The sequence below is a fragment of the Paraburkholderia sp. J8-2 genome (assembly GCF_905220195.1).
Lineage (GTDB): Bacteria > Pseudomonadota > Gammaproteobacteria > Burkholderiales > Burkholderiaceae > Paraburkholderia.
Genome location: NZ_CAJMZA010000010.1, coordinates 246,162 through 271,941 on the forward strand (window position 1 = coordinate 246,162; position 25,780 = coordinate 271,941).

Here is a 25,780-nt window from a genome sequence, read left to right on the forward strand (position 1 = left end):
AATCGAATCACCAGACTTATCGGTCCGTGGATTCGATTCACAGAGGAAGACGATGTTTTCGAGGATGACGCCGCCCACGGCTCCTGTCCAATTCACATTTGAGGGCAAAACCGTTACGGCAAACAGCGGCGACTCCGTGGCGGCTGCGCTCTTGGCTGCGGGTGTGGAGAGCTTCCGCCGTACGCCAGTGACCGGCGCACCGCGTTTGCCCCATTGCATGATTGGCAATTGTTTCGAATGCCTGGTGAGAATCGATGGAGTTCCAAATCGCCAGGCGTGCCTTGTTACGGTAGCCGCCGGAATGCAGGTCGAACACGACGTAGATTTGAGCGATTGGGAGCAGTCATGAGCACGAACGTCGCTAGCAGGACGGCTTGCGATGTGGCCGTCATCGGTGCCGGCCCTGCCGGACTCTCCGCCGCGACACTGGCGTCAGAAGTCGGTCTTGACGTGGTGCTGTTGGACGAGCAAGAGCGTCCAGGCGGACAAATTTATCGCCGTGTTGAATACCGCACAGCGCATGTCGACCGTGTGACGATGTTGCTCGGGGACGACTATCGCGCGGGCATTGGCGTGGTCGAAAGCTTGAACCGGAGCAACGTTCACTACGCCCCGAATTCCACTGTTTGGCAAGCGTTGGCTGATGGCACTGTTGGTGTGACTCAGAACGGCCAGGCATCTCTTCTCCGCGCCAGGCGAATAGTCATTGCCACTGGCGCGATGGAGCGACCAGTGCCTGTCCCTGGCTGGAATCTGCCCGGAGTTCTGAGCGCAGGTGCTGCGCAAACACTGTTGAAATCGGCGAGTGTTGTCCCATCGACGCCTACGGTTATCGCTGGCTCCGGCCCCCTGGCGTTGTTGGTCGCAGTTCAGTTGCTGAAAGCTGGCGTACCGCTTCGCGCACTGTTACTAACGACGTCGCGAATCCCCTCGATGGACGCACTTCGCGCGCTACTTCCCGCGCTGGCGAGCTACAAGGAGTTGAGCAAGGGGCTCGCGTGGATGCGTGCGCTTCGAGCTGCTGGCATTGCGATTCATCATGGAGTCAGGCAACTGGCTGCCGAAGGAGGCGAAACGCTAGAGCGCGTTGTCTTCGAAACTTCGGAGGGGCGTCGGAGCATCGACGCCTCCGTACTCCTACTCCACGAAGGCGTCGTGCCCAATGTGGCGTTGACTCGGGCAGCGGGTTGTCGCCATAAATGGGACGAGCAGCAACTTGCCTGGATTCCTGAAACCGATCCGTGGGGAGCAACATCGTTGGACCGTGTCGCAGTCGCTGGCGACGGCCAATGGATCGCGGGCGCCAAAGCAGCGGTGCCGGGTGGCCGACTTGCGGCTCTCGATGCGGCTTATCGCCTGGGTCGAATCACACAGAAAGAGCGAGATGAGCGTTCGCGCTCCGATGTCAAACTTTTGAAGAAGCTCGGCTTGATTCGCCCGTTCCTTAATCTTGCGTTCCCACCGGTGCTCACGCGCGATTTGCCGCGCGGGGAAACGATTGTGTGCCGGTGCGAGGAAATTACTGCTGACGAGTTGCGCCGAAGCATCGTAAAGGGCCTGAGAGACCCCAATCAAATCAAATCGCTTACGCGCTGTGGCATGGGGCAATGTCAGGGACGGATGTGTGGCACAACCGTGTCACGCATCATTGCTGACGAAACTGGAAAATCCGTCCTTGACGTGGGTTCATATCGACCGCGGATTCCGGTGCGGCCGCTCCCGCTCGAAGCATTGGCATCGTTGCAGCATGCCGCGTCTGAAAGTACCGTACCAGTGAATGATGAATAGAGCCCAAGGGGATAGTGACGCCATGTCTACTAGCGCGAATCGCAGCGGTGACAAATCAGAGTTCGACGTTGTTGTGGTCGGCGGCGGCATCCATGGTTGCAGTGTCGCGTTGCACCTGGTCAAAAAAGGTGTGTCCGTACTGTTGCTTGAAAAGCATACGGTCGGCCGCCATGCTTCGGGGGTAAATGCCGGCGGCGTCCGACAGCTCAAACGTGATTTCCGCGAGATCCCGCTATCGATGGCAGCAATGGATCAGTGGCTAAATCTGGAGTCGCTCCTTGGAAGCGAATTGGCACGCTCGTGTCAGTTTTCAGGAAGTGTTGGCCAGATTGCCGTCGCACTAGACGATGCAGGCATCGATTGGTGTGAGAACCGCTTCCAGGAAGGGGCTCGTCTTGGCTACGACTTCGAGCAACTCCTCACAAAGCGTCAGGTAGAGGAGCGAGTACCCAACATCACACCGGCCTGTAGAGGTGGATTGACGTCGCCTCGTGATGGACATGCAAACCCCGCGAGGTCGACTCAAGCCTTCCGCCTGCGAGCGGAAGAGTTAGGGGCCGTGGTGAAGGAGCAGACTAAGGTAACGGGACTCGAAGATACCGGCTCCGGCTGGGTTGTCGCGACCACGGGTGGGAAATTTCGAGCTAACACTGTCGTCAACTGCGCAGGTGCCTGGGCTTTTGAAATTGCTGCACACGTCGGCGAAGTGGTTCCCCGTGAGAACGAGCCGTATTCCCTCATGGTTACTGCGCGGTTGCCCAAGTTTGTTGAACCTGTTGTCCTGGGCGTCGGCAGAACGCTCTCCTTCAAACAGACAGAGGCGGGAACACTCGTCATTGGCGGTGGATTCCTGGGAATCGCGAATCTTGAGGAAGGCACCGCAGCGACCGTGATTGACAGGATGAAAGGCAGCGCGAATGTCGTACTGGAATATTTCCCGAGCTTGCGCAACGTCGTAATTGTTCGCACATGGGCTGGAATCGAAGCCGTCACTCCCGACTACATTCCCGTGATTGGCCCGAGTCTGCGGGCGCCGCGATTGTGGCACGCCTTCGGCTTTTCGGGTCACGGGTTTCAACTTGCTCCCAGCGTCGGTGCGACACTCGCTGACTACATTGTCGAAGGAAGGTCCTCCTTCTCTCTGGACGCATTTAGTCCTGCGAGGTTCCATTTGGAGCAGGAAGAGCCCATGAAGGAGTCGTTGAAGCAGACGCATTGACGTTGCTGAGTAGGAGACTAGCCGCGGCCGCGAGTAGCACCCCGACCGCGTCTATCAACAGTATTAAATAGGGTTATGCAATGGAGCACTTCCTCGACTTGATGAGCTTCGGTCCGACGGGCTGGGGACAACTCATGCTGCGCGCAGCTGTGACGACGATAGCAGTCGCGGCCGCTGGCTACGCGATAGGCATGGCGATTGGGGCCCTCGTTTGCTGGGCGCGACTGTCGCGCAGTGCCGTGGCGCTTTGGGTCTCCGACGTTTACGTCACAGTCCTGCGTGGCGTGCCCGATCTCCTGGTCATTTATCTCTTCTATTTCGGTGGAAGCATGCTGCTGACGCAATTCAAGCAGCTTCTCGGTGGCGATGGCTTCGTGACGCTACCGACTTTCATGACTGGCGCTGCTGCAATTGGCGTCGTGTCAGCGGCCTACCAAGCCGAGGTGATGCGCGGTGCATTCCTCGCTATCAGCAAGGGAGAAATTGAAGCCGGCCAAGCATATGGGATGACCTCGCTGACGCTGCTTCGACGAATCATCGCTCCGCAGATGTTGCGATTCTCCATCCCTGGTATGAACAACGTCTGGCAGCTCGTTTTGAAAGAGTCTGCGCTCATTTCCGTGATCGGTCTCGTGGAACTTATGCGTCAGTCGGCGCTTGGCTCGGCTACGACGCAGCAGCCGTTCTACTTCTATGGAGCAGCAGCGCTGTTCTATCTTGCAATTACCAGCGTGTCGGGCGTGATCTTCAGGTTCCTGGAATCGCACACATCCCGCGGAGTACGGAGGGCGTAATGGAAGACAATTTTTACCTTGACACATTTTTAAGTCTTCTCAGAGGCGTTCCCCTCACGCTCGAACTCGCTGTACTTTCCATTGTTGTAGGAATGATGCTGGCCGTCGTGTTGGCAACCCTGCAAGTTTATGGCGCGAGCCCGCTGAGAGGAGCTGTCGCATTCTATGTGTTTCTTTTTCGTGGGACCCCCTTGCTGGCACAGTTGTTCCTCATCTACTACGGTATTGCCCAATTCCAAACGGTACGTGAGAGCTTCCTTTGGGTTTATCTGCGCGACCCTTTCTGGTGTTCAGTGCTTGCAATGACTCTGAACACCGCAGCGTACGGATGCAAGATTGTCCAAGGGGGCATTCTCTCGGTCCCTGTGGGGCAGATTGAGGCGGCGCGCGCCTGCGGGATGTCTCCGCTCAAGGTTATGAGTCGCGTGGTCGTGCCGCTCGCCATCCGCCAGGCTCTTCCTGCATATGGGAACGAGTTTATCTTGATGGTCAAGTCTACCTCACTGGCGAGCGTTGTGACCTTGATGGAAATCACGGGCATTGCACACAAGATTATTTCGGACACTTACCGCGCGATCGATGTGTTCATATGTGCAGGTGCAATCTACCTGTTCTTGAATTTCGTAATTACGCGAGTCGTGAATTGGCTTGAGCGGAGACTGACGCCGTACCGACGGCCGTCCAAGGTGTCGATGTCAGGCCCAGTATCTGAAGTCGGTGTCGCTGACGAAGCTCACTAAGGAAAGTTTGGAGATTAGAAATGGCTGCAACAAATCAAGCAAACCCGGTGAAGTTGAAGGTCGACGATGTGAGAAAGAAGTTTGGGGATGTGGACGTTCTCAACGGAATTTCGCTCTCCGCGATAGCTGGGGACGTTATCAGTGTGATCGGCGCGAGCGGGTCAGGCAAAAGTACCTTTCTCCGGTGCATCAACTTTCTCGAACGACCCGACTCGGGAAGCATTATGGTCGACGGCGAGCTTATCAACGCCGGCGAAAAGGGCAAGTCGAACGCGAGCAAGTTGAACCCCGCTCAACTGCAACGGGTTCGAAAGAAGCTTGGAATGGTTTTTCAACACTTCAACCTCTGGTCGCACATGACGGCTCTCGAGAACGTTATGGAAGCGCCCATGCAAGTTCGAGGCCTTTCCAGGAAAGAAGCTGAAGAGGCTGCGAAGGCTTACCTGGCAAAGGTTGGCCTTCCTGCTCGCGTGGCCGAGCAGTACCCATCGCACCTGTCGGGGGGGCAGCAGCAGCGCGTTGCCATCGCTCGAGCTTTGGCAATGGAGCCGGAAGTCTTGCTCTTCGATGAACCGACCTCTGCGCTCGACCCTGAGCTGGTCGGAGAAGTGCTGAAGGTAATGCAGGCGCTTGCCGAAGAGGGGCGTACGATGGTGGTCGTCACGCACGAAATGACCTTCGCACGACACGTTTCGAATCGGGTGGTGTTCTTGCACAAAGGACGTACCGAGGAGGAAGGTGTGCCAAGTGAGGTACTTGGACAACCAAAGAGTGACCGTCTCCGCCAGTTCCTTGGTGGTGGCCTCAAGTAAACGCCGCAAACCCGAAGACAGCGCGTTGTCAGAGTCGGACGTACGTTCGAAACGGGTGACGCGCTGCCTATGCGGCAGCCCGCGGAAGTCTGCCGGCGCTACTTAGGATCGCGACAGGGGAGCGCGCCGTTTGTTGGTATTCGTGCATAGCTGATACGCCCAGTCGATCTGAGCTGACACCCTATTCTGGTGGATTAATTTAGGAATATTAAATATTCCGTCGTCTTCAGATTCGTACTGCTGATCTACTGGGCGGTATCTTGACGCAGACGTCCGCGTCCATTTGCAAAAAAACAACGTTTTCCCACGGACTTCTGACGGCGCCACCTTAGCGTCATACCAAGCTACACAGAGGAACTGCGAGGGTATAACCAATGAGAATGCGACGATCCGAAATCCGACTTTGACACTCGTATTTCGTCCCCATACGCTCATGCCCGTAAGTCAGTCAGCACTACGCGACGGCATACGTAATTTGGACCTACCGTCAGAATTCGGGCGTGATTAACCGACTGATGTAGAAACCAATAAGAACGACCAGAGCAATTCAACTTCCTACGACACACAAGGGTTTGGAGTCCTAAATGAAAAAACGACTTGTTGCCGCACTTGTCACGGCGGCCACTGCAGCTCCAGCGATGGCTCAGAGTTCCGTCACACTCTACGGCTTAATCGACGAGGGTCTGAGCTACACAAACAATGAGCAGGGCAGCAATAAGTTTGAGGTTGTCAGTGGCACGATGCAGGGGAGCCGCTGGGGTCTGAGAGGCACAGAGGACCTCGGTGGCGGCCTGAAAACCATCTTCCAGTTGGAGAACGGCTTCAATGCGAGTACGGGCAAACTCGGTCAGGGTGGGTTAATGTTTGGTCGACAGGCTTGGGTCGGCGTGTCCTCGGATACGTACGGCTCGGTCACTCTGGGACGTCAGTATGATTCGGTGGTGAACTACCTTGCTCAGACGACTGCGAACGGCGCCTGGGGCGGTTTCCTTTTCTCGCACCCTTACGACAACGACAACACCGACAACAGCTTCCGCCTCAACAACACCGTTAAGTACACGAGTCCTACCGTCGCCGGGTTCAAGTTTGGGGGCACATATAGCTTCAGCAACGATACGAACTTTGCGAACAACCGGATGTACAGCTTCGGTGGCCAATACAGTGTCGGTGGCCTCGTGCTCGCAGCTGCCTATATGGAAGGCAACAACCCTTCATCGACCGCGACTGGTGCCGTGAACAACGGTGGTGACGAGAACTTTGTCGGCAGCAAGCTTCGCATCTTCGGAGCAGGCGCTACGTACAACTTCGGCAGCGCTCAAGTCGGTCTGTCCTACTCGAACACCTTCGTCGGCGACCCGACGACATCAGGCTACGTTGGTAAGATTGTTCCGGCTTCCGGCACGCTCTCGAACCTGCGCTACCAGAACTTCGAAATCAACGGGCGTTACGCGGTTACTCCCGCCCTGTTCCTTGGGGCGATGTATACCTACACACACAGCAACTTCAACACAACAGTGGAGAAGTTGAATCCGAACTACCAGATGGTCGGCCTTCAGGCCGATTACTATTTGTCGAAACGAACCGACGTGTACGCGCTTGGCGTCTATCAGCACGTCAGCGGCGATCGTACGGGTAGCGTGCTTGACTACGCCTATCTGTTTGGCAGCAACACATCGTCGACCCAAAATCAGGTCGTCGCACGCGTCGGCATCCGGCATAAGTTCTGATTACCCAACAGCTTTAGCGTAGCTTCGCCGAGTCGCATCGGCGCTCCTCTTCTCCAGGGAAATTCAGTCGCCTTCGGGCGACATTTTTTTGTCCCAAAATGCACAGCATGCTTGGGAGTGAAGGTCTCCTATCCAGCCTGGTGGTAGCGAAGGATCGACGTCTCCTATTTCGCCCTGCGAGGACATACGACTACGCCAACGCCGAGGTAGCGCGATGTGACCTCAGCGCACTGGCCACTGAGGGCACGGACGTTTCCGGCTGCGGTAAGAGGCCGAGGAGGATAGCGTGCGGCGTCGCGATTCAGTACCGAGCTAGTAGTTCCTGAGACGTCTCATCCGCGACGCGCTTCGCTTCTCGAATGAAGTCATTGACCAATTGCACGTTGTGAGAGCTTCGATTACGGCAAAGTTGGAAGCCAAACGGAAGCTTGGGGTTGAAGTGTCTGAGGGCCACACGGTCCTTAACGCCGTCGGCGAATAGCGGATGTACAAGTGTGACGCCAAGTCCGGCCGCAACGGCTTCCATTACGGTGGGGGCGGTAGCCGCCTGCACGACAATTCTCGGTCGAACTCCCGACTGGTCAAAGATGGCGTCTACGCGTTGGCGCGTCGCTGTCGATTCAGACTGAATGAAGCCGACGAAATCTTCATCATTCAGGTCTGTAACGTCGATCTCCTGCTTAATACATAGATGATGCGCCGTCGGAAGTACGCACATGAGCGGGTGCTCAATTAGGGTGTCTCTTTCTATGAACGGATGGTCGACGATGCTGCTAATCAATGCGACATCAATCTGCTGAGTGCTCAACCAATCGGCCAAGATGGGAGAGTCACGTGTGTGGATGGTGACGTAGACATCGGGGTGCACCTTCAGGAAACTGCGAGCAACCTCGCTGATGAAGGAACCAGACAGTGCTTGCAGGACCCCCACCGTAAGCTGCTTCTGGTCGTCCCTGTGTATCGATTCGATCGCGTGCTCTACCTGGCGCAATCCTGCGAAGACACGATCGATCTCCGCATATAGGCGCATGCCGTGCTGAGTAGGCGCCAGTTTCCCTCGAACGCGCTCGAACAACTTCAAATCACAGTCTTCTTCGAGATTTGCAATGAGCTTGCTGACGGCTGGCTGCGAAACGAACAGTGCGTCCGCGGCAGCGCTCACGGTTCCTCTCTCAATTACCGCTTTGAACGCTTCAATCTGGCGGAGGTTAACTTGGTGTCTCATGTGTGCAGCTTCGTGGTATAACTTTTTCGAATGATATGGGCTCAAACGGCTTGCTGGGTTCTAGGGTAACAGAACCAAAATTGCGGCGGAGTGACTTCGAAGACTGGGGGAAACCCCGCCTTGCGCAGAGAGGCAGCACGAAAGTTTCGTTCGACGGTTCCGACAACGGCAAGGTAATTTTGGCTGCAGCCGCGAATGAAGCGCCGGACTCCGTCCTGCCTAGCGAGTCACCTTCCCAGTATTCGCCTAGAGAATTGATTGGTACCATGTAGTGGTCAAATTTCTTTGGACACCCAGAAAGTGGCTGTTCAATAAGTCGATCTTTCGTACGATGCGGGTGGCAGGTTGCTTGCCGCCGAATGTATCCGCCGGTAGTTGTAGAAGTCAGCGATGTAGTCCGTGATATCACGTTGGGCCTGTTCGTGACCAGCGTGGTCCTGCTCGCCAATCCACTCGCTCTTCATGCTCTGAATGATCCCGTTTGACTTCAGCTCGCGCACAAAGCGCTCGCTGGTGTACTGGGCGGAATGGAACATCAACCCCGCTTCGGGCGCTGGCTGCGACGCGCCTGGTGCAGCGCCCGGATCACCAGTTCGGTGCCTGCCTGCATGGCAAACGCGCAACCGACGATACGGCGCGAGTGCAGGTCCATCATGATGGCCAGATAGGACCACCCCTGAGGTGTTCTCACGTACGTGATGTCGCCTGCCCACACGCGGTTGATGGCGCCCGGGTCGAACCGGCGCTCGAGCAGATTGGGCGCAATCAGGACCTCACCTTCGGCTTTACGGTATCGATGTGTCCGACGCCGCGCGACTGCCAGTTGCGCTTCACACATGCGCAATCGGGCCCGGTGGCGCCCGGCCTGGCGGGGCGCCTGGCCAGCGCACAATAACTGCTTCGCGGCACCTTCGGCACCCGGCACATCAGACTCACGGGCCAGGCCTTCCTCAGCGAGCGGATCACTTCGAGGAGCGATCCATTTCCTTGACGAAGACGGCCGTAGACTTTTTTAGTATTTCGCGCTTCCGTTCGAGCTCCATTAGGCGATCCTCCAGTTCGCGGATGCGCCGCCGGTCGGACTGGATCTGTGCCTGACTGCGCGGTGGCTCAGCCTGCTGGGCACGCCATTGCGCAACCCAGCGCCGCGGGGCAGTGTCGCCCTTCGCAGGCCTTCGAAAATGAATAGCCTTGCGCAACCACGAGTTGCACCGCTTCCGCCTTAAATTCGTCAGTCAGGTTCCATCTGCTCATCTCTCACCTCAGTTGGAGCAATTATCCTCTTTAGAGGTGTCCAGGAACATTGAACCATTACAACACGTTTCTATTGATTTTGGACGTTTAATGAATTTTCAAAGCCGAAGAATAAATTCCTGAAAAAGTATTGGTCAGCGCTGATTCAACAGTAAGAAAATCTCAGTTCGATAATGCGGGGGAGCCCTTTTTTTGAGGTTTGTGTTTTTTTAAAAAACTCTCGAAACTCAAGGGGGATCCGCAATCAAAGAGGGAGTCTTAACCGGCTGTTGCGGTCGGAAACGACGAGGGATGAGGGTTAACGGCCGGCAGTGGATGTAGCAGTTAAAAAAGGTCGGTTCAACAGTATAACCAACCAGAATAGGGTGCATTAAAAAATGACTTTGACGCTATGTTTTGGAGACCCCACCATAATCTCGCACTCAAGGGAGGGCCGTGGCCGTTAATGGTGACGTGCGCGAACGAATGAACCTTAGGGGAATTACGGATGTTGCGGATTGGCGTAGATGTGGGCGGCAGTTTTACGGACTTCGTTTTGATCGACACGCACAAAGCAGAATTCCGGTTCTTCAAAATTTCCTCGACTCCCCACGACCCGTCGGTGGCAATCGCAGAAGGCGCAAAAGAGATGCTTCGCCTATTTGATGCGGACCCTTCGCAGGTTACGTTCTTCGGGCACGGCACGACGGTCGCAACCAACATGATTATCGAACGCCGCGGGGTGGCGACGGGACTGCTGACGACCCGTGGCTTTCGCGACGTTCTCGCAATCGGTCGGCAGACGCGGCCGATGCTGTTTGACTACTCAGCCGTCAAGCCGGAAGCGCTCGTTGACCGTTATCGACGCGTCGAAGTAGACGAGCGTGTCAATGCCAAAGGCGAGGTCGTGCAAGACATCGACCTCGCTCAAACAGAAGAGGCTGTCAAGTCGCTGCGTGATAGCGGAGTTGAATCGGTTGCGATTTGCTTTCTGCACTCATACCGCAACGCTGAACATGAGCAACGAGCAAGGGAAGTTGTTCAGAGACTTATGCCGAACACGTACGTCAGCATCTCGTCCGACGTGCTTCCAGAGTTCCGCGAATACGAACGTACGTCCACTACGGTCCTGAACGCGTACGTTGGACCGCCGATGAAGAGCTACCTCGCTCGCCTCGAAGAGCGCGTCAACGAGGTGGGCATCCCGGTAGAGCCTTTGACTGTGCATTCGAATGGAGGACTGCTTTCGCTTAAGTCCGTCGAGGAGCTTCCGGTCCTTACGTGCCTTTCTGGTCCTGCAGCAGGTGTCGTGGGTGCCGCGGCAGTCGGTGGCGCTGCAGGCTTTTCCGACTTGATTACATTCGACGTAGGCGGAACCAGCACGGACGTGTCACTGATTGAAAAGGGCCGTCCGAAGTTCACACCTAACAGGCTGGTGGCGGGTTACCCCGCGAAAGTGCCAATGGTAGATATCCACGTTATCGGTGCCGGAGGTGGCAGCATCGCGCACGTGGACGACGCGCGAGGCTTGAAGGTTGGCCCGCGAAGCGCCGGAGCCGCGCCCGGACCGGCCGCTTACGGAAAGGGCGGTACCGAGCCAACGCTAACCGATGCGAACATCTATCTGCGTCGCCTGAATCCGGTCGCTCTGCTCGAAGGAAGAATGCCAATTGACCGCGACCGTGCAGCTGCTGCAATCAGAGAGCGCATCGCCGATCCGCTTGGGATTTCTGTTGACGAGGCGGCCTACGGCATGCTTCAGATTGCAAGCGCGAGCATGAGCCGCGCCATCCGCGCAATTTCGACGGAGCATGGACACGACCTCGCGCACTTCACGCTGATGGCCTTCGGCGGCGCTGGGCCACTGCATGCCAGTGAAGTTGCGCGCGAATGCGGCATCCCGCGACTGCTGGTGCCTATCGAGCCAGGGACGATGTGTGCCCGGGGCGCGCTTGTTTCCAACGTTTCCCGTGATTTCGTTCGCACCCAGCTCGCCATCGCAAACCAGGCGAGTTGGGAAGTCATCTGTGAAGCGGTCGAGCGCCTGCAGCGTGACGGCGAGCAATGGCTTGAGGGCGAGAAGATTGAACAGCAGGACCGGAAGTTCGTGCTGTCGCTTGACGCTCGTTACGTAGGCCAGAACCACGATATCCCGGTCGACATGGCTGGAATTAGCGTTGACGGTCTGGATGGTTTCGTGAAGGCGTTCCACGATGCCCACTTGAATCAGTACGGCTACGCCATCGACGATGTTGCGGTGGAGATTGTCAATTGCCGACTCAAGGCCGTCGGTGTTGTCCCCAACGCAGTTCTCATGACGCCCGTGAAGGGCGGCTCGCTGGCGTCCGCCCTCATCGATTCACGGTCAGTTTATTTCGGACCCGCCGATGGTTGGCTCGACACCAAGGTGTACCGCCGCAAGAGCCTGCCGGTAGCTGAATCGGTGGTCGGTCCAACGATTATCGAGGAAATGAGCTCGACCACGGTGGTCCACCCGGGTCAGAAAGCTCAACTCGACCATTACGGAAACATCGTTATCGACTGACCAAGTCGCAAATTCTTTATCAGGTAACGCACTCATGTTGCAAGAAAATTCGCCGGAATCGACGCCAATGAAGTCCACCAAATTCGATTCGATTGGAATGGAGGTTTTCAGCAATCGATTGCTCACGATTACGGAAGACATGGCCATCAATATGATGCGCTCATCCTTCTCGTCACAAATCAAGGAGCGCCGTGACTTCTCGGTCGGTCTCTTCGATGCTCACGGGAGGTTGATTGCGCAAGGAACGCATATTCCGCTTCATCTGGGTTCCTTGCTGGGTAGCGTCCGTGCTGTCTTGAGCCGCTACACCCTTGACCAGATGGTCGACGGCGATGCGTTCATCTGCAATGACCCGTACCTCGCAGGAGGCACGCATTTACCCGATATTTCTATCGTCACCCCTATCTTCGAAGACGGGAAGCCGTTCATGTTCGCAGCGAACATCGGCCACCACGAAGACATCGGCGGTCCGATTCCAGGCTCTACTTCGGCGAACGCAAAGTCCATCTTCGACGAAGGTCTTCGATTGCCCGTCATCCGCATCGCGCGTGCAGGTACCGTCGATGAGGACCTCCTGAGCATTATCGCAGCGAACTCTCGGCTGCCGGAGGAGAGAACGCTCGACCTGAAGGTTCAGGTAGCGACGAATCTTCGGGGCGCCGCCGCTGTCCATGAGCTCGTGGGCCGCATGGGCAAACACGGGGTGCAGCAAGCCATCGACGACGTCCTTTCTTACACAATGGACCGGGCTCGTCAGCGAATTCTGGCGATGCCCGACGGAAAGTATTCGTTCACGACGTATCTCGACGATGACGGCTTCGGCGGCGAGATGATTCCCATCACCGCCAATGTGACCATCGAAGGCGACAAGCTTTGGGTCGATATGACTGGAACAGGCCGTCAGGCGCGCGGCGGGCTGAATGTCGCAGAGAACGCGCTCAACGCCACCGTGTACTACTGCATGAAAGCGCTTCTTGACCCTGACCTAATGGCCAACAGCGGGCTCATCGACGTTGTGACGATTAGCGCGCCAGCCGGTACGATCGTGAACCCGATCTTCCCCGCCGCCGTGAGCGCACGCAGTATTACGTGCCAAAAAATCGCAGGCGCAATCTTCGGCGCATTGCGTCCTGCGCTTCCCGAACACCGCGTAATGGCGTCCGGCAACGATATTCTACCGTCCATCAATTTCTCTGGATATTCTCCGAACGGACGCATGTACGTCTGGGGCGAGACCTTGGGTGGAGGTTCGGGTGCACGCGCAGACTCTGACGGCATGGATGCCATCCATGTGCATGTCACCAACACATTGAACATGCCGACTGAAGCACTCGAACACGAATTTCCGTTGTTTGTCGACTACTACGGTTTGGTCGAAGACTCAAGCGGCGCGGGCAGACAACGCGGTGGGATGGGGATCGTTCGCCAAATCCGCGCTTTGCTGGACGACACCGAAGTGTCGTTCCGCTCGGACAGTCACAAGAAGGGCGCGGAAGGTGTCGACGGTGGTGGCGACGGCGGGAAAGGTCGAATCACTCGTAATTATGGAACTGACAGAGCTGAAACGCTCGAGTCGAAGATGGGCGGCATCTTCCTGCGAGCTGGCGAGACGATTCGGATTGAAACGCCTGGCGGCGGAGGCTTCGGATCAGCGACCGACCGCCCCATCGAAGCATTGGCTGCAGATCTACGCGACGGTGTCCTGAGCGACGAGTTGGCAACTTCGCAGTACGGGACGGAGCGCGTTACAGAAGCGCGCAAGCGACTTGTCGCCGAAAGCTAGAACCACCGGGACTTCACGACAGGTCGTTGCACGGACCTGTCGCGTACAAGAATTATCACGCGCCACTATAGCTCACACCATGACCACCAAAATCGAGACTATCTCTGTAGACGGTGATGCCACGTCACTCGAGCGCCGCCGGTTCCTAATCGCCGGTCTCAGCGCTGCCGCAACGATTGCGACGGGAACGAATGAAGCCTTCGCGCAGGGCGGCAGCAAGGTACTCCGGTACGGCCTCTCGGCTTATCCGCCCAACGTGCAGCCGTTCCAGTACACAGGGCAACCTGCTGCTACTGTGAAGCTGCAAATCTATCGCGGTCTGCTCAGCTACTCGGACGAAGGAAAAATCGTCCCGGAAATCGCCGAAAGCTACACGCTCCAGGGCGACAGGACCTATGTTTTCAAGCTTCGCCCCGGCATCAGGTTCGCGAACGGCTCACCTCTTACGTCGGCTGACGTCAAGTTTTCGCTTGAACAAATCGCTGCACCTGACTCGACCGCATACCTGCTGAATGAGATGCGGGCCATTGAGTCCATCGATGCGAGCGACCCCTCCGTCGTTAAAATAACGCTCAAGTCCCCGACCCCTGCATTCCCAGACCACTTGGCGCGACCGGACGCACCGATTGTGTCTCCAAAGTTCAAAGACCCTGTGACTGGACAGCCGCTCGGAGCTGGTCCGTTCGTCCTTGAAGCGATGGACCGGGGTATCTCGGTGACGTTCAAGAAGAATCCGTATTTCTATCGAGCGGGCCTGCCCAAAGTCGACTCGATGCGCTTTGTTGTCTATGCCGACGAGAATCTTCGAGTTGCCGCTGTCCAGTCGGGGGACGTTGACATTATCGAATACGTGCCTTGGCAGAACCTCCAGCAGCTCAAGTCCGATTCGCGAGTTCGGGTCGAAGCCAGTGAAGGTGCGTTTATGTACCTTTGCTTTAACACGCAGGCAGCGCCGTTCAATGACCCCCGCGTCCGACTTGCGGTTGCGCACGCTATTAAACGGGAAGACATCGTCACGGGCGCGTTTTACGGTCAGGGAAGCCCCTTCGACGGGTTGCCTATCCAAAAGACATCGTCCTTCTACAACCCGGCGTTACAGCATCTGTGGCCATACGACCCCGATAAGGCGGCGAAGCTCATTCAAGAAGCAGGCGTTGCTGGTCAGAAGATAAATCTGCTCGCCTCATCGACATATGCAATGCACCGCGACATCGCTCAGATAGTGCAGCAGTATCTGACCGCTGTAGGCTTGCAGGTCCAACTGCAATTGCCGGACTGGGGTACCCGGGTCAGCCTTGGGAACCAGGGCAGATATCAGCTCGCAGTGAATGGCGGCGCGCTCGACGGACTGGACCCAGACGGCCTGACGACGCTTATCGGGTCCGGGCCCCCGTCTTATCGTCGTTCGTTCGGGTTTCAGAGCGCGACGCTCGACCAACTGCTTGCGCAAGGTCGTCAAGAGGTCGAGCCGGCAAAGCGCAAGCAAATTTACGACTCGGTGTCTCGCCAAGCTGCTAAGGACACGCCAATTACCACGCTGGCGTATCGAGTCGAAGCCTACGCGGTGAATCCGAAGGTTGCTGGCTTCAAAACTCTTCCCGGCAACTTGGATGTCTACACAGCCGTCACGTTGCAAAACACGACCGTCTAGACAATGCGCTGAAGCATTATTTGAGGAAGTCGGCAGATGACTGGATATATCGTCAAGCGCCTGTTTACGGCACTTATATTGCTTTACGTGGTGGCCACGGTGGTGTTTTTCCTGCTATTCCTGGTTCCGGGCGATCCGGCAGTAATGTTGTTATCTAGCGGCGGTGTTGCGCCGCCGCCGGAAGCCGTCACGCAGTTGCGACAGGAGATGGGCCTGGATAAGCCGGTGGTCACGCAGTACGTGGCATATCTCGACCGAATCGCACATGGCGACCTTGGCTCATCCTTTCAAGACCACACGCCGGTTACGCAGGTCATTGCAGATCGACTTCCTCGAACACTGGAATTGGTCGGCGCAGCCGCTCTGCTTTCAGTGCTCGTCGGTATCCCGCTTGGAGTTATCTCGGCACGCCGAATGGGAGAGTGGCCCGACCGGGCATTGAAGTGGCTGACCGGAATAGCCTTGTCCGTCCCTGTGTTCGTCATTGGAACTGTGCTCATGCTTCTGTTCTCGCAGATTCTCGGATGGTTTCCGGCTGGCGGCTACGCGTCATTCGGCGAATCGCCAGCACGTCACCTGCAGTCACTTTTGTTGCCAACTCTGACCATCGCTATTGGCTTCACGTCGATGGTTCTCCGGATGGCGCGGTCCACGGTGCTTGGTGTCATTGATAAGGACTGGGTGCGTACTGCTCGGGCCAAAGGCTTGACTGAGCGAAAAGTCTGGCGTCGACACATCGTCCGCAACTCCCTTGGTCCAGTGGTGACGCTCACAGGTCTTCAAATTGGCTCGCTCATCGGGGGAACGGTATTGGTGGAGTACGTATTCAACTGGCCTGGACTGAGCGGGATGCTGGTGACTGCGGTGGATTACCGAGATTACCCCGAAGTTCAGGGCGTAGTACTCGTTGTCGCGGCGCTATTCATCCTTATCAATCTGGTCGCGGATGTCATCTATCCGATACTTGATCCGAGGGCACGCAGTAAATGAGCCGGCTCAAACTTGAGACTAACCGCGACCTCGGGCGCATCGCGCGTGCGGGTTCCGCAATTGTACTTATTACTGTCCTTGCAATAGCGGCACCGTTGATAACGTCGAACGACCCGACCGTTATGCACATTGCAGACCGTTTTGCGAGTCCGACGTGGTCGCACCCGCTTGGCAGCGACGCCCTGGGCCATGACATCCTCGCTCAGTTGCTTTACGGTGCACGAACGTCTCTCGCAGTCGCATTCAGCAGCGCCGTTCTGTCTGCGATATTCGGCATTGCGCTTGGGCTGCTCGGCGGATATTTTGGCGGGTTGGCGGAATCCGCAGCGCTTCGCCTAACAGACGTGGTGCTTTCTTTCCCACCGATTCTCCTCGCACTGCTGGTCGTCACGTTTGTGGGGCCCGGAGCGGTCACGCTCGCAGTGGTCTTGGCCGTGCTGAGTGCGCCGAATTTTGTGCGGATTACTTATGCGGAGGTCCTCACTGTTCGACGGCTTGAGTACGTCGAGGCAGTTGTAGCGCTCGGCGCAACCAGCTCCCGGGTCATGCTGCGGACAGTTCTACCCAACATCTTTCCGCCGTTGTTGGTTCAGTTCTCGCTCACCGTATCGTCAGTGATTTTGCTCGAGTCCGGGCTGAGCTTCCTGGGCCTGGGCGTGACACCGCCGACTCCATCGTGGGGTCTCATGGTCCAAAGCGCGAGAGCTACGATGACAACTCAGCCGCTCAACTTGCTCTGGCCGTGTGTGGCTTTGGCACTGACTGTGTTCGCTGTAAACCACCTTTGCGACGTCATTCAGGAGATTTACGACCCCCGTGAACGGCACTCGAAACAGGGAGAGAAGAAGCTTGCCGCAGTTAAGCTTGATGTCCGGCGTCAAGCGACCTTGGTAGACCGGTCAGTCTCCAGCCAGGCTGCACTACGGATTCAGAATCTCGATATTGCAGTCCCCGCATCGAATGGCGAGAGGATAGCGGTCAATGATGTTTCGATTTCAATTGGCAAAGGCGAGACCGTCGCTCTCGTCGGTGAGTCGGGGTCGGGCAAGTCGTTGACGAGTCTTGCCGCACTGGGCTTGCTTACGTCAGGTGTTCGAGTAGCAAATGGTCAGATAATGTTCCCAAAGTCCGAGGCGACCGGTGCCTCCGAGAATATCGACATCCTGAAACTCAGCGACGCCGGAATCAGAAAGCTGCGGGGTAACGATCTCGCTATGGTCTTTCAGGAGCCCATGACCAGTCTGAATCCGGTCTATCGAATTGGGGACCAGATAACCGAATCCATCCTGACGCACCAGAGCGTGTCGCGGCGTCAGGCCAGAGAGGCGGCCTTGGCGATGCTGACGAAGGTCGGCATTACCGACCCCAAAAGACGTCTGGACCAATTCCCTCATGAGCTTTCGGGGGGGATGCGTCAGCGAGTCATGATCGCGTTGGCATTGTGTTGCGAGCCGGCATTGCTGGTCGCCGACGAGCCGACAACCGCGCTTGACGTCACGCTGCAGGCGGAAATTCTTGCGCTGCTGAAGAAGCAACAGAATGACCGTCACGGGACAATGAGTGTTCTTTTCATCACCCACAACTTGGGCGTTGTCGCTCAAGTCGCCGACCGTGTTGTGGTGCTTTACGCAGGGCGCGTGGTCGAAGAAGGCCCGACCGTGGAAATCTTCGCTTCTCCGAAGCACCCTTATACCAAAGGCCTCTTGGCATGTGTTCCAGATTCAAGGAACCGAACTCGTACGTCTACTGGAGAGCGTGTTCGACTCAAGGCCATTCCCGGTTCGGTACCGATCGCTTTGCCGGACGGGTGCACGTTCTCGCCGCGTTGTGACATGGCAACGGACGCTTGTCGCAGTCGAGAACCGGTCCTCGAAACCGCTGGCGTTGAAGGACATTTCAGCCGCTGTATCCGTTGGAGAGAATGTTGAACGAGATTCTGAAAGTTGAAGGTCTTTCAAAACACTATGCGGTTGGGTCCCGCTGGTTCGGCCAGCGGAAAGTGGTGCGCGCGGTTGATTCAGTTGATTTCTCCATCGCGCGCGGTGAGATTGTAGCCCTGGTTGGAGAGTCTGGTTCAGGAAAGACCACCTTGGGTCGCGCTGCGCTTCGTCTGGTCGAGCCTACGAGCGGAAATGTGACGTTCGAAGGCAAGAGCATCCTCGGAGCGTCGCAGCGTGAGATGCGGTCGATTCGCCGACGCATGCAAATCATCTTCCAAGACCCGTACGCGAGCCTAAACCCGAGGCAATCGGTTGGTTCTCAGATTTCTGACACGTTTGCGATACACAATCTCTATTCTGAGTCCGAACGCAGCGATAGAGTGGTCAATCTTTTTGAGCGTGTGGGGTTGAACCGCAGCCAGATCAACCGATACCCACATGAGTTCTCTGGCGGACAACGTCAACGAATCGGTATAGCGCGTGCGCTGGCTCTCGAACCGTCGTTTATTGTCGCTGACGAAGCAGTGTCAGCTCTCGACGTTTCAGTCCAGGCGCAGGTTGTAAATCTGCTTCTCGACCTGCAGCGGGACTTGGACCTCACGCTGCTTTTCGTCACGCATGACCTAAGTCTGGTCGAGTACATCTGTGACCGCGTGCTCGTCATGTACATGGGTAAGATTGTGGAAAGCGGACCGGTCGAGCAGGTCTATGCTTCCCCTGCACACCCGTACACACGCGCCTTGTTAGCAGCTGTGCCCGTCCCCGACCCGACACGGAAAATCATTAGCGACGGTTCGTTGAAGGGTGACCTACCAAGTCCCATCGAACTGCCATCGGGCTGCGCATTCCGCACGCGATGCACTTTCGCGAAAACTGAGTGTTCAAGAGAGGTGCCACTATTGCGTGCTATTGGTGAGCGCCACGAAGCAGCCTGTTTCTTTGCCGGAGACGTCATGAAAGCAGGCGCCTCTATCAGCGTTGGGAATACTGGGCGTAGAGCATCTGACGAGAAACTTATCGCGGTGCGATAACGCTTAGAGAACGACAGTGTGTCGGTTTGTTTCTCGAAGGGGCTGGGCTGCCCGGCCGGTGCGGTACTCGCAGGCACGGCAAAGGCGATAGCAGAAGCGAAACGGGTCAGGTTGCAGCTTGGCGGAGCAATGTGCCAGACAGGGGTTCTGGCGGCCGCGGCGAACTGGGCGCTGGACCACAATCTCGATCGCCTGGCCGAGGATCATCGCCTCGCATCCCGTCTGCGGACACACCTGTGGCAGATCGAAGGCGTGATTTTGGCCCCCGAGGATAGTCCCATCAATCTTGCTTTTGCGACTGTGATCGACCCAGGCATCAACCTAGATTTACTCATCGCACGTCTGAGCCAAAAAGGCGTACTTGTGAGCAAGTTTGGTCCGCGACGCCTGCGAATGGCTACTCACTTGGGAGTAACGGAATCTGGCATAGACTTCGCCGCCTCCGCCATTCGCGAGGTAATGGGGGCGAGGGCTGAATTTAAAGCGATGGCCCTTGCGTAACCGGTCACTAACCAGCTTGATGGATTTGTGCGCGTGCTATCCCGCCGGGCTGAAGCCAACCGAGTGGGCCGTCACCGCCGCAGCGTCCCGCATCGGGACACCTGCCGGCGCAAGCAGATGCAGATTCCGCCCGTATTAGCGCAGCGACAAATTCCCGGTATGCTGCGCGGCTATCAGGCACGACTCGCTGCCCACGCAGCAGCGAATCAGCAATATCCTGTCGCTGAGCCAGCAATCTGCGTGTGGTTTTCCCATCTCTCGCATACGTGCTCCCCATCTGACGATTTGGCATGGCTTCTGCTTTGTCGGTAAAGAACGAGGCCCCTCACGGGCCACTCATCAAGCCGATACCTGGAGCACACATGACCGCATTGAATGTCGCCAGCAGCGCGGGTGTTACATCCGCTTTATCTCTCGGTACAGGTTACGAGCGCCTCGCATCGCGATTCCGACCAATCTTCGCCCGCATTGCGGAGGGTGTGCTGGAGCGTGAGCGCGATCGTACCCTGCCTTATGAACAGATCGAATGGCTCAAGGCCGCTGGTTTCGGTGCGGTGCGTGTGCCCGTCGAGCATGGCGGCGCAGGTGCATCGCTGCCGCAGTTGATCCAGTTGCTGATCGAGCTGGCCGAAGCGGACTCGAACCTGCCGCAGGCGCTACGCGGCCACTTCGCGTTTGTCGAGGACCGCCTAAATGCCGAGCCGGGCCCGGCGCGCGATGTCTGGTTCAAGCGCTTCGTTGCGGGCGAACTGGTCGGCAATGCCTGGACCGAGGTCGGGAGCGTGGCAATCGGCGACGTGATCACGCGGGTGTCCCATGACGGCGAGCGCTGGGTCGTCAACGGCGAGAAGTACTACAGCACGGGCAGCATCTTCGCCGACTGGATCGACGTGTTCGCCCGGCGTGACGACTCCGGAGAGGATGTGATCGCGGCCGTGCGGGCAAGGCAGCCGGGCGTAACGCATCGCGACGACTGGGACGGCTTCGGCCAGCGTACGACGGGTAGCGGCACGACTACGTTCGTGGCCGCCGGGGTGGACGAGATCGACATCATCGACTTTTCGACGCGCTTCAAATACCAGACTGCGTTCTACCAGCTGGTGCTGCTGGCGGTGCTCGCGGGCACAGGGCGCGCCGCGCTGCGCGACATCTCGCAGGAGGTGCGTTCGCGCCGGCGCATCTTCAGCCACGGCAATGCACCGTCGTTCGCACAGGATGCGCAGGTGCAGCAGGTGGTGGGTCAGGTATCGTCGCTTGTATTCGCGGCCGAGGCCACGGCCGTGCGCGCGGCGCAGGCTTCGCAGCGCGCTTACGAGACGCGTTTCGGCGACGATGCGCAGGCCGAGCACGAAGCGAATGTCGATGCCGAACTGGATTCCGCGCGCGGCCAGAGCGCGATCGCCGATCTCGTGCTGCGCGCGACCACGCTCCTGTTCAATGCGCTCGGTGCATCGGGCACGAGCGAGCAGAAGCGTCTCGATCGCCATTGGCGCAACGCCCGCACGGCGGCCTCGCACAACCCGATCGTCTTCAAGGAGCGTATCATCGGCGACCGCGAGATCAACGGCACCGAGCCGCCGTATGTCTGGGCGATCGGCGCCGGTCCCACGGCGGGGCAGAAGGCTGCCTGAGCGCGGCCGTGCGGCGGCCCTTCTGGCGTTGCTACTTCAGGGCCGCGATTTCCTTCGTCCGGATCAGCCGCGCGCGCAGCACGTTGCGGCTGATGCCGAGCAGCCTCGCCGCCTGAATCTGGTTGCGGTGGCTGTACTCGAACGCCGTGCGCATCACCATGTCCTCGATCTGTTCGAAGAGATTCTCGTGCTCGCCGTTGAAGAGTTCGAGAAGCGCGGATTCGAGTGCATGATGCGGCCCGCTCGGCACACTCGCGCCAGGCGTCGCTGTGATGCCGGACGAGAACAGGTGCAGGTCGCCGTCCTGCAGGGTGTCGTGGCGGCTCACGAGCAGCGCGTGATGGATCACGTTTTCCAGTTCGCGAATGTTGCCGGGCCAGCTGTACGCGAGCAGCTTCTGCTCGGCGCGCGGTGAGATCGTTCCCGGCCCGTAACCGAGCCGGCTGCGGTAGTCGTCGATAAAGTAGCGGGCGAGCGGAAGGATGTCGCCGGTACGTTCGCGCAGCGTCGGAATTGCGAGTTGAACGACATTGAGCCGGTAGAACAGGTCGCTGCGGAAATGCCCGGCCGCCACCGCGTGCTGCAGGTGGACGTTCGTCGCGGCTACGACTCGCACGTCAATCGGGATGCCGCGTCGGGACCCGAGCCGCACGACCTCGCGCTCCTGCAGCACGCGCAGCAGCTTGACCTGCATTGAAAGCGGCAAGTCACCGATTTCGTCGAGGAACAACGTGCCGCCGTTGGCCGCCTCGAACCAGCCCGGCTTGGCGTTGAACGCGCCGGTGAAGGCGCCTTTCTCATGCCCGAACAGTTCGCTTTCAACGAGCGTTTCCGAGAACGCACCGCAGTTGACGGCAACGAACGGCTTGTCGCGCCGCTCGCTCAGGCTGTGCACGTGACGCGCCACCAGTTCCTTGCCGGTGCCGGTCTCGCCGACGATCAGGATATTGGCGTCGCTCGGTGCGACCAGCTGGATGCGCTCGAGCAGCTCGAGCGAACGGGGATCGACGAACACCTGCGCGCGGGCACGGATCGAGGTGGTCAGCGAATGCTTGTGCGGCAAGGTCAGGACAGAGACGGGGACGTGGTGGTCGGCTTCGGTGTCGTCGGACCATGCGTGGGGGAGCGGGTGGTTCATGAGTAGAAGCTCGGCGTGGGATAGGTTCGATTGAGCGCCCATTCGCCAAGCTCGCGGATCTTGTAGGCGAGCGGATCGTGCAGCGTGTGGGTGCGCAGGTTGCGCCAGTGCCGGTCGAGCCGCAGCTCGCCGTGGGTCGCCCGGGCGCCAGCGACGTCGAACATGCGGGTACAGATGTCGAGACCCGTTTGTGCGGCGACGACCTTCGCGCTGGCAATCGCCAGCGCCACCTCGCCGCGTTCGGCCGCCGTGAGGCGGGTTCCGCGCGACCACGCCTCGTCGAGGCGAGCGGCGGCCCGGTCCGCGAGCGCGCGCGCCGCTTCCAGCCCGAGCCAGAACTCACCGTACTGACCCAGGATGTACGGGTCCTCGCCGGTGCTGGCGACTTGCGAGGCGGGCCAGGGCCGCGCCTCTTTCAGCGTGTAGTGCCGCGCGTCATCGAACGCGGCCTCGCCGATCCCGAGATAGATGTTCGTCAGGATCAACTGGGCGATGAGTGGCCTCAGACATGCGAATGGTGATGAGAGCGGTCCAGGGTTCGAGAGGATCTCGTGATGCTCCACGCGGACCTGTTCGAACGTCACCGAACCGCTGTCGGTCTGGCGTTGCCCGAAATTGTTCCAGTCCTCGGCGATCGAGATACCGCTTCGCTGGGCCGGCACAGCGGCAACGAGAAACGCGCGCGTTTGGGCATCGCGCGCGGAGACGATCAGCATTTCCGAGTCGAGCGCGCCCGAGCAGAAGCTCTTCTGTCCGCTGAATTCGAACCATGCGCTGCGGGGATGACCGACCGTGCGTTCATCGAGTGGATTAAGCGCATTGCCCCAGAACCACCGGTGGCGCGATGTCTGTTCGAACAGCGCCTGCCATTGCGCAGGCGAACCGAACAGGCGTGCCGTGGCCAGCATCAGATGATGGAAGCCGAACACGTGCGCAAGCGAACTGTCGGCGCTCGCCAGCATGCGCACGACGTCGAGCGTCGTGCGCCAGTTCGCGCCGAGTCCGCCGTGAACGGTTGGAATGCTCAGTGCGAGCAGGCCGCTCGCACGCAGCACGTCGCGTTCCGCTTTCGGCGTGCCGCCGCGTGCGTCGCGCTCCGCTGCGGTCTGCACGAAGCGATCGGCAAGATCCCGGGCGACGCTTAGCGGCGATGCGTGCAGGACGGGCCGGATGGGCTCCGGCGTGTCGGTCGGCGGCAACGATAGGGAAATGGATGCCATTGCAGTGTGATCGGGTGGTGCAGCACCACACGCGCATGCGTGCTGCAGGATCAGCACAGTGTTCAAGGTTTTGGCCGGCGAGAGAAGCAAGGATTTCTCATAACCTAATCAGGCTGCTGCGCTGGCAGCATCGACCCGCGAAGTCATGCGTCCTGCGTGCTTCCATTCATGTGATGAACCGACGCTGCTGCGTGAGAAGCAGCGAAGAAGCAGCGTTGTTGCCGGTGCGTCATCGCATTCCGGCATATCGATCCGAGTATCGCCGGGATGTGCTTATCAGGTGCATTTCCCAGCTGGAAACGCCGCTCGACGACGAAAACTGCTGCTATGCCGGAACTTCTGCCGTGAGCGGTCAGTTCGCGCGATTTGGCACGGTGCTTGCCTTTACCTCACGACGGGGCCGGTCAAGTATGTCCCGATTCGAGAAGGAATCCTTATGAGCAAGAAACACAAGATCGTGGCCGTGTCGGGCAGCCTGCAGCGACCGTCGCGCACGCTGGCGCTGGTGCAGTCGATACTGACTGCGCTGGAGGCCGAACTGCCTGTTGAGATCCGCGTGATCGAGCTGGGCGACATCGCCGAGCGACTCTCTGGTGCGCTTACGCGTGCGCAGGTGCCTGCGGATATCGAGGAGCAAATCCGCGCGATCGAGACAGCCGACCTCGTGATCGCCGCGAGCCCGGTGTATCGCGCTTCGTATACGGGCCTCTTCAAGCATCTCTTTGATCTCGTGCACCACGAGGCGCTGATCGACGTGCCAGTGCTGCTGGCCGCCACGGGCGGCAGCGAGCGCCATGCGCTCGTGATCGACCATCAACTGCGGCCGCTCTTCAGCTTCTTCCAGGCGCGCACGCTGCCGATCGGCGTCTACGCCTCCGAAAGCGATTTCGATCGCTACGAGATCGCGAGCGAAGCGTTGCGGGCCCGCGTCGCGCTCGCTGTCGAACGTGCCACGCCACAACTGCGCGCCCGCGCGGAAACCGTCACCGCGGCGCTTGCCGCCTGAATGCCACGTCTTCCAAGGAACCTTCAATGAGCCAGACTTCCCAAACCAACGACGCCGTCAAATTCGCCTACTGGGTGCCGAACGTGAGCGGCGGCCTTGTCGTCAGCACAATCGAGCAGCGCACCGACTGGAGTCTCGACTACAACCAGCGCCTGGCGCAAACGGCCGAGCGCGCGGGCTTCGAATACGCGCTGAGCCAGATCCGCTTCACAGCCGGCTACGGCGCCGAGTATCAGCACGAGTCGGTGTCGTTCAGCCAGGCGCTGCTGCAGTCGACCACGAAGCTCAAGGTGCTCGCGGCGATCCTGCCCGGGCCGTGGCATCCCGCTGTGGTCGCCAAGCAGATCGCGACCATCGACCACATCTCGAACGGCCGCATTGCGATCAACGTCGTAAGCGGCTGGTTCAAGGGCGAGTTCACCGCGATCGGCGAGCCGTGGCTCGAGCACGACGAGCGTTATCGCCGCTCGAACGAGTTCATCCGCGCGCTTAAGGGTATCTGGACCGAGGACAACTTCACGTTCAAGGGCGACTTCTACCGCTTCAACAACTACACGTTGAGTCCGAAGCCGGTGCAGAAGCCCCATCCCGAGATTTTCCAGGGCGGAAGCTCTCGTGCGGCGCGCGATAACGCGGCGAGCGTTTCGGACTGGTATTTCACGAACGGCAACACGCCGGAGAATCTCAAGGCCCAGATCGACGATATCCGTGCGAAGGCCGCGCAGAACAATCACCAGGTCCGTATCGGTGTGAACGCTTTCGTGATCGCGCGCGATACCGAAGAAGAAGCGAAGGCCGTGCTCGAC

19 protein-coding genes and 2 pseudogenes are annotated in these 25,780 nt (G+C 58.5%); 17 read left to right on the forward strand and 4 right to left on the reverse strand.

Features of this window, described 5'->3' with window-relative positions:
* Nucleotides 1–64: 64 nt before the first annotated feature.
* From U5A52_RS22905 to U5A52_RS22935, 7 genes and pseudogenes are all read left to right on the forward strand, one after another.
* A pseudogene (locus tag U5A52_RS22905) lies at nucleotides 65–310 on the forward strand ((2Fe-2S)-binding protein); the annotation flags it as partial.
* Nucleotides 238–1,788 carry an NAD(P)/FAD-dependent oxidoreductase gene (locus tag U5A52_RS22910; RefSeq protein ID WP_321936349.1) on the forward strand — a complete coding sequence of 517 codons (1,551 nt, stop codon included), beginning with the start codon at nucleotides 238–240 and terminating at the stop codon, nucleotides 1,786–1,788. The pseudogene U5A52_RS22905 and the gene U5A52_RS22910, both read left to right, overlap by 73 nt.
* Before the next feature lie 22 nt (nucleotides 1,789–1,810).
* Nucleotides 1,811–3,007 carry an FAD-binding oxidoreductase gene (locus U5A52_RS22915; RefSeq protein WP_321936350.1) on the forward strand — a complete coding sequence of 399 codons (1,197 nt, stop codon included), beginning with the start codon at nucleotides 1,811–1,813 and terminating at the stop codon, nucleotides 3,005–3,007.
* A gap of 80 nt (nucleotides 3,008–3,087) precedes the next feature.
* Entirely contained in the window at nucleotides 3,088–3,801 is a 714-nt protein-coding gene (locus U5A52_RS22920) for an ABC transporter permease subunit (protein WP_321936351.1), read from the forward strand.
* Complete coding sequence (locus U5A52_RS22925) at nucleotides 3,801–4,541, forward strand: ABC transporter permease (protein ID WP_321936352.1); 741 nt, start codon at nucleotides 3,801–3,803, stop codon at nucleotides 4,539–4,541. The genes U5A52_RS22920 and U5A52_RS22925 overlap by 1 nt, the downstream gene beginning before the upstream one ends.
* Nucleotides 4,542–4,561: 20 nt before the next feature.
* On the forward strand, nucleotides 4,562–5,353 hold the full coding sequence (locus U5A52_RS22930; RefSeq protein WP_321936353.1) for an ABC transporter ATP-binding protein: 792 nt from the start codon (nucleotides 4,562–4,564) through the stop codon (nucleotides 5,351–5,353).
* A gap of 584 nt (nucleotides 5,354–5,937) precedes the next feature.
* Nucleotides 5,938–7,080: a porin gene (locus U5A52_RS22935; RefSeq protein ID WP_321936354.1), complete on the forward strand. Its 1,143-nt coding sequence runs from the start codon at nucleotides 5,938–5,940 to the stop codon at nucleotides 7,078–7,080.
* 301 nt (nucleotides 7,081–7,381) lie between these two features.
* On the opposite strand, the gene U5A52_RS22940 is transcribed toward U5A52_RS22935, so the two are convergent.
* Both U5A52_RS22940 and U5A52_RS22945 read right to left on the reverse strand, forming a co-directional pair.
* Complete coding sequence (locus U5A52_RS22940; protein WP_321936355.1) at nucleotides 7,382–8,305, reverse strand: LysR family transcriptional regulator; 924 nt, start codon at nucleotides 8,303–8,305, stop codon at nucleotides 7,382–7,384.
* A 308-nt stretch (nucleotides 8,306–8,613) separates the two neighbouring features.
* Nucleotides 8,614–9,559 (reverse strand): annotated as a pseudogene (locus tag U5A52_RS22945) (DDE-type integrase/transposase/recombinase).
* A 487-nt stretch (nucleotides 9,560–10,046) separates the two neighbouring features.
* Here U5A52_RS22945 and U5A52_RS22950 point away from each other — a divergent pair.
* The 8 genes from U5A52_RS22950 (at nucleotide 10,047) to U5A52_RS22985 (ending at nucleotide 21,610) form a co-directional block, all read left to right on the forward strand.
* Entirely contained in the window at nucleotides 10,047–12,083 is a 2,037-nt protein-coding gene (locus U5A52_RS22950) for a hydantoinase/oxoprolinase family protein (RefSeq protein WP_321936356.1), read from the forward strand.
* 34 nt (nucleotides 12,084–12,117) lie between these two features.
* Nucleotides 12,118–13,866, forward strand: coding sequence for a hydantoinase B/oxoprolinase family protein (locus U5A52_RS22955; protein WP_321936357.1), 1,749 nt, complete (start codon nucleotides 12,118–12,120; stop codon nucleotides 13,864–13,866).
* Nucleotides 13,867–13,945: 79 nt separating this feature from the next.
* Nucleotides 13,946–15,517, forward strand: coding sequence for an ABC transporter substrate-binding protein (locus U5A52_RS22960; RefSeq protein ID WP_321936358.1), 1,572 nt, complete (start codon nucleotides 13,946–13,948; stop codon nucleotides 15,515–15,517).
* Between the two features lie 36 nt (nucleotides 15,518–15,553).
* The gene (locus tag U5A52_RS22965) at nucleotides 15,554–16,507 is read left to right on the forward strand and encodes an ABC transporter permease (RefSeq protein ID WP_321936359.1); all 954 of its coding nucleotides are present in this window, start codon (nucleotides 15,554–15,556) and stop codon (nucleotides 16,505–16,507) included.
* Nucleotides 16,504–18,435, forward strand: a complete 1,932-nt coding sequence (locus U5A52_RS22970; protein WP_321936360.1) for a dipeptide/oligopeptide/nickel ABC transporter permease/ATP-binding protein — start codon at nucleotides 16,504–16,506, stop codon at nucleotides 18,433–18,435. The genes U5A52_RS22965 and U5A52_RS22970 overlap by 4 nt, the downstream gene beginning before the upstream one ends.
* Nucleotides 18,429–19,478, forward strand: a complete 1,050-nt coding sequence (locus tag U5A52_RS22975; RefSeq protein ID WP_321936361.1) for an ABC transporter ATP-binding protein — start codon at nucleotides 18,429–18,431, stop codon at nucleotides 19,476–19,478. Before U5A52_RS22970 ends, U5A52_RS22975 begins: the two co-directional genes overlap by 7 nt.
* 18 nt (nucleotides 19,479–19,496) lie before the next feature.
* Nucleotides 19,497–19,979 (forward strand): beta-eliminating lyase-related protein, encoded by a 483-nt coding sequence (locus U5A52_RS22980; protein ID WP_321936362.1) that lies wholly within the window; start codon nucleotides 19,497–19,499, stop codon nucleotides 19,977–19,979.
* Between the two features lie 362 nt (nucleotides 19,980–20,341).
* Complete coding sequence (locus tag U5A52_RS22985) at nucleotides 20,342–21,610, forward strand: acyl-CoA dehydrogenase family protein (protein ID WP_321936363.1); 1,269 nt, start codon at nucleotides 20,342–20,344, stop codon at nucleotides 21,608–21,610.
* A gap of 31 nt (nucleotides 21,611–21,641) precedes the next feature.
* Here U5A52_RS22985 and U5A52_RS22990 read toward each other — a convergent pair whose 3' ends face one another.
* The gene (locus tag U5A52_RS22990; RefSeq protein ID WP_321936364.1) at nucleotides 21,642–22,748 is read right to left on the reverse strand and encodes a sigma-54 interaction domain-containing protein; all 1,107 of its coding nucleotides are present in this window, start codon (nucleotides 22,746–22,748) and stop codon (nucleotides 21,642–21,644) included.
* Complete coding sequence (locus tag U5A52_RS22995; protein WP_321936365.1) at nucleotides 22,745–23,968, reverse strand: acyl-CoA dehydrogenase family protein; 1,224 nt, start codon at nucleotides 23,966–23,968, stop codon at nucleotides 22,745–22,747. The genes U5A52_RS22990 and U5A52_RS22995 overlap by 4 nt, the downstream gene beginning before the upstream one ends.
* 436 nt (nucleotides 23,969–24,404) lie before the next feature.
* Between U5A52_RS22995 and msuE the strand changes: the two genes are divergently transcribed.
* On the forward strand, nucleotides 24,405–24,974 hold the full coding sequence (gene msuE / locus U5A52_RS23000) for an FMN reductase (protein WP_321936366.1): 570 nt from the start codon (nucleotides 24,405–24,407) through the stop codon (nucleotides 24,972–24,974).
* 26 nt (nucleotides 24,975–25,000) lie between these two features.
* The coding region (sfnG, locus tag U5A52_RS23005; RefSeq protein ID WP_321936367.1) for a dimethylsulfone monooxygenase SfnG at nucleotides 25,001–25,780 on the forward strand (780 nt) is incomplete at its 3' end.

Coding starts and splice junctions, on each gene's coding strand:
- U5A52_RS22970 (WP_321936360.1), top strand. CDS start 16,504: ATGAGCCGGCTCAAACTTGAGACTAACCGCGACCTCGGGCGCATCGCG.
- U5A52_RS22925 (WP_321936352.1), top strand. CDS start 3,801: ATGGAAGACAATTTTTACCTTGACACATTTTTAAGTCTTCTCAGAGGC.
- U5A52_RS22935 (WP_321936354.1), top strand. CDS start 5,938: ATGAAAAAACGACTTGTTGCCGCACTTGTCACGGCGGCCACTGCAGCT.
- U5A52_RS22990 (WP_321936364.1), bottom strand. CDS start 22,748: ATGAACCACCCGCTCCCCCACGCATGGTCCGACGACACCGAAGCCGAC.
- msuE (WP_321936366.1), top strand. CDS start 24,405: ATGAGCAAGAAACACAAGATCGTGGCCGTGTCGGGCAGCCTGCAGCGA.
- U5A52_RS22910 (WP_321936349.1), top strand. CDS start 238: ATGCCTGGTGAGAATCGATGGAGTTCCAAATCGCCAGGCGTGCCTTGT.
- U5A52_RS22950 (WP_321936356.1), top strand. CDS start 10,047: ATGTTGCGGATTGGCGTAGATGTGGGCGGCAGTTTTACGGACTTCGTT.
- U5A52_RS22920 (WP_321936351.1), top strand. CDS start 3,088: ATGGAGCACTTCCTCGACTTGATGAGCTTCGGTCCGACGGGCTGGGGA.
- U5A52_RS22955 (WP_321936357.1), top strand. CDS start 12,118: ATGTTGCAAGAAAATTCGCCGGAATCGACGCCAATGAAGTCCACCAAA.
- U5A52_RS22995 (WP_321936365.1), bottom strand. CDS start 23,968: ATGGCATCCATTTCCCTATCGTTGCCGCCGACCGACACGCCGGAGCCC.
- U5A52_RS22975 (WP_321936361.1), top strand. CDS start 18,429: ATGTTGAACGAGATTCTGAAAGTTGAAGGTCTTTCAAAACACTATGCG.
- U5A52_RS22940 (WP_321936355.1), bottom strand. CDS start 8,305: ATGAGACACCAAGTTAACCTCCGCCAGATTGAAGCGTTCAAAGCGGTA.
- U5A52_RS22985 (WP_321936363.1), top strand. CDS start 20,342: ATGACCGCATTGAATGTCGCCAGCAGCGCGGGTGTTACATCCGCTTTA.
- U5A52_RS22930 (WP_321936353.1), top strand. CDS start 4,562: ATGGCTGCAACAAATCAAGCAAACCCGGTGAAGTTGAAGGTCGACGAT.
- U5A52_RS22965 (WP_321936359.1), top strand. CDS start 15,554: ATGACTGGATATATCGTCAAGCGCCTGTTTACGGCACTTATATTGCTT.
- U5A52_RS22915 (WP_321936350.1), top strand. CDS start 1,811: ATGTCTACTAGCGCGAATCGCAGCGGTGACAAATCAGAGTTCGACGTT.
- U5A52_RS22960 (WP_321936358.1), top strand. CDS start 13,946: ATGACCACCAAAATCGAGACTATCTCTGTAGACGGTGATGCCACGTCA.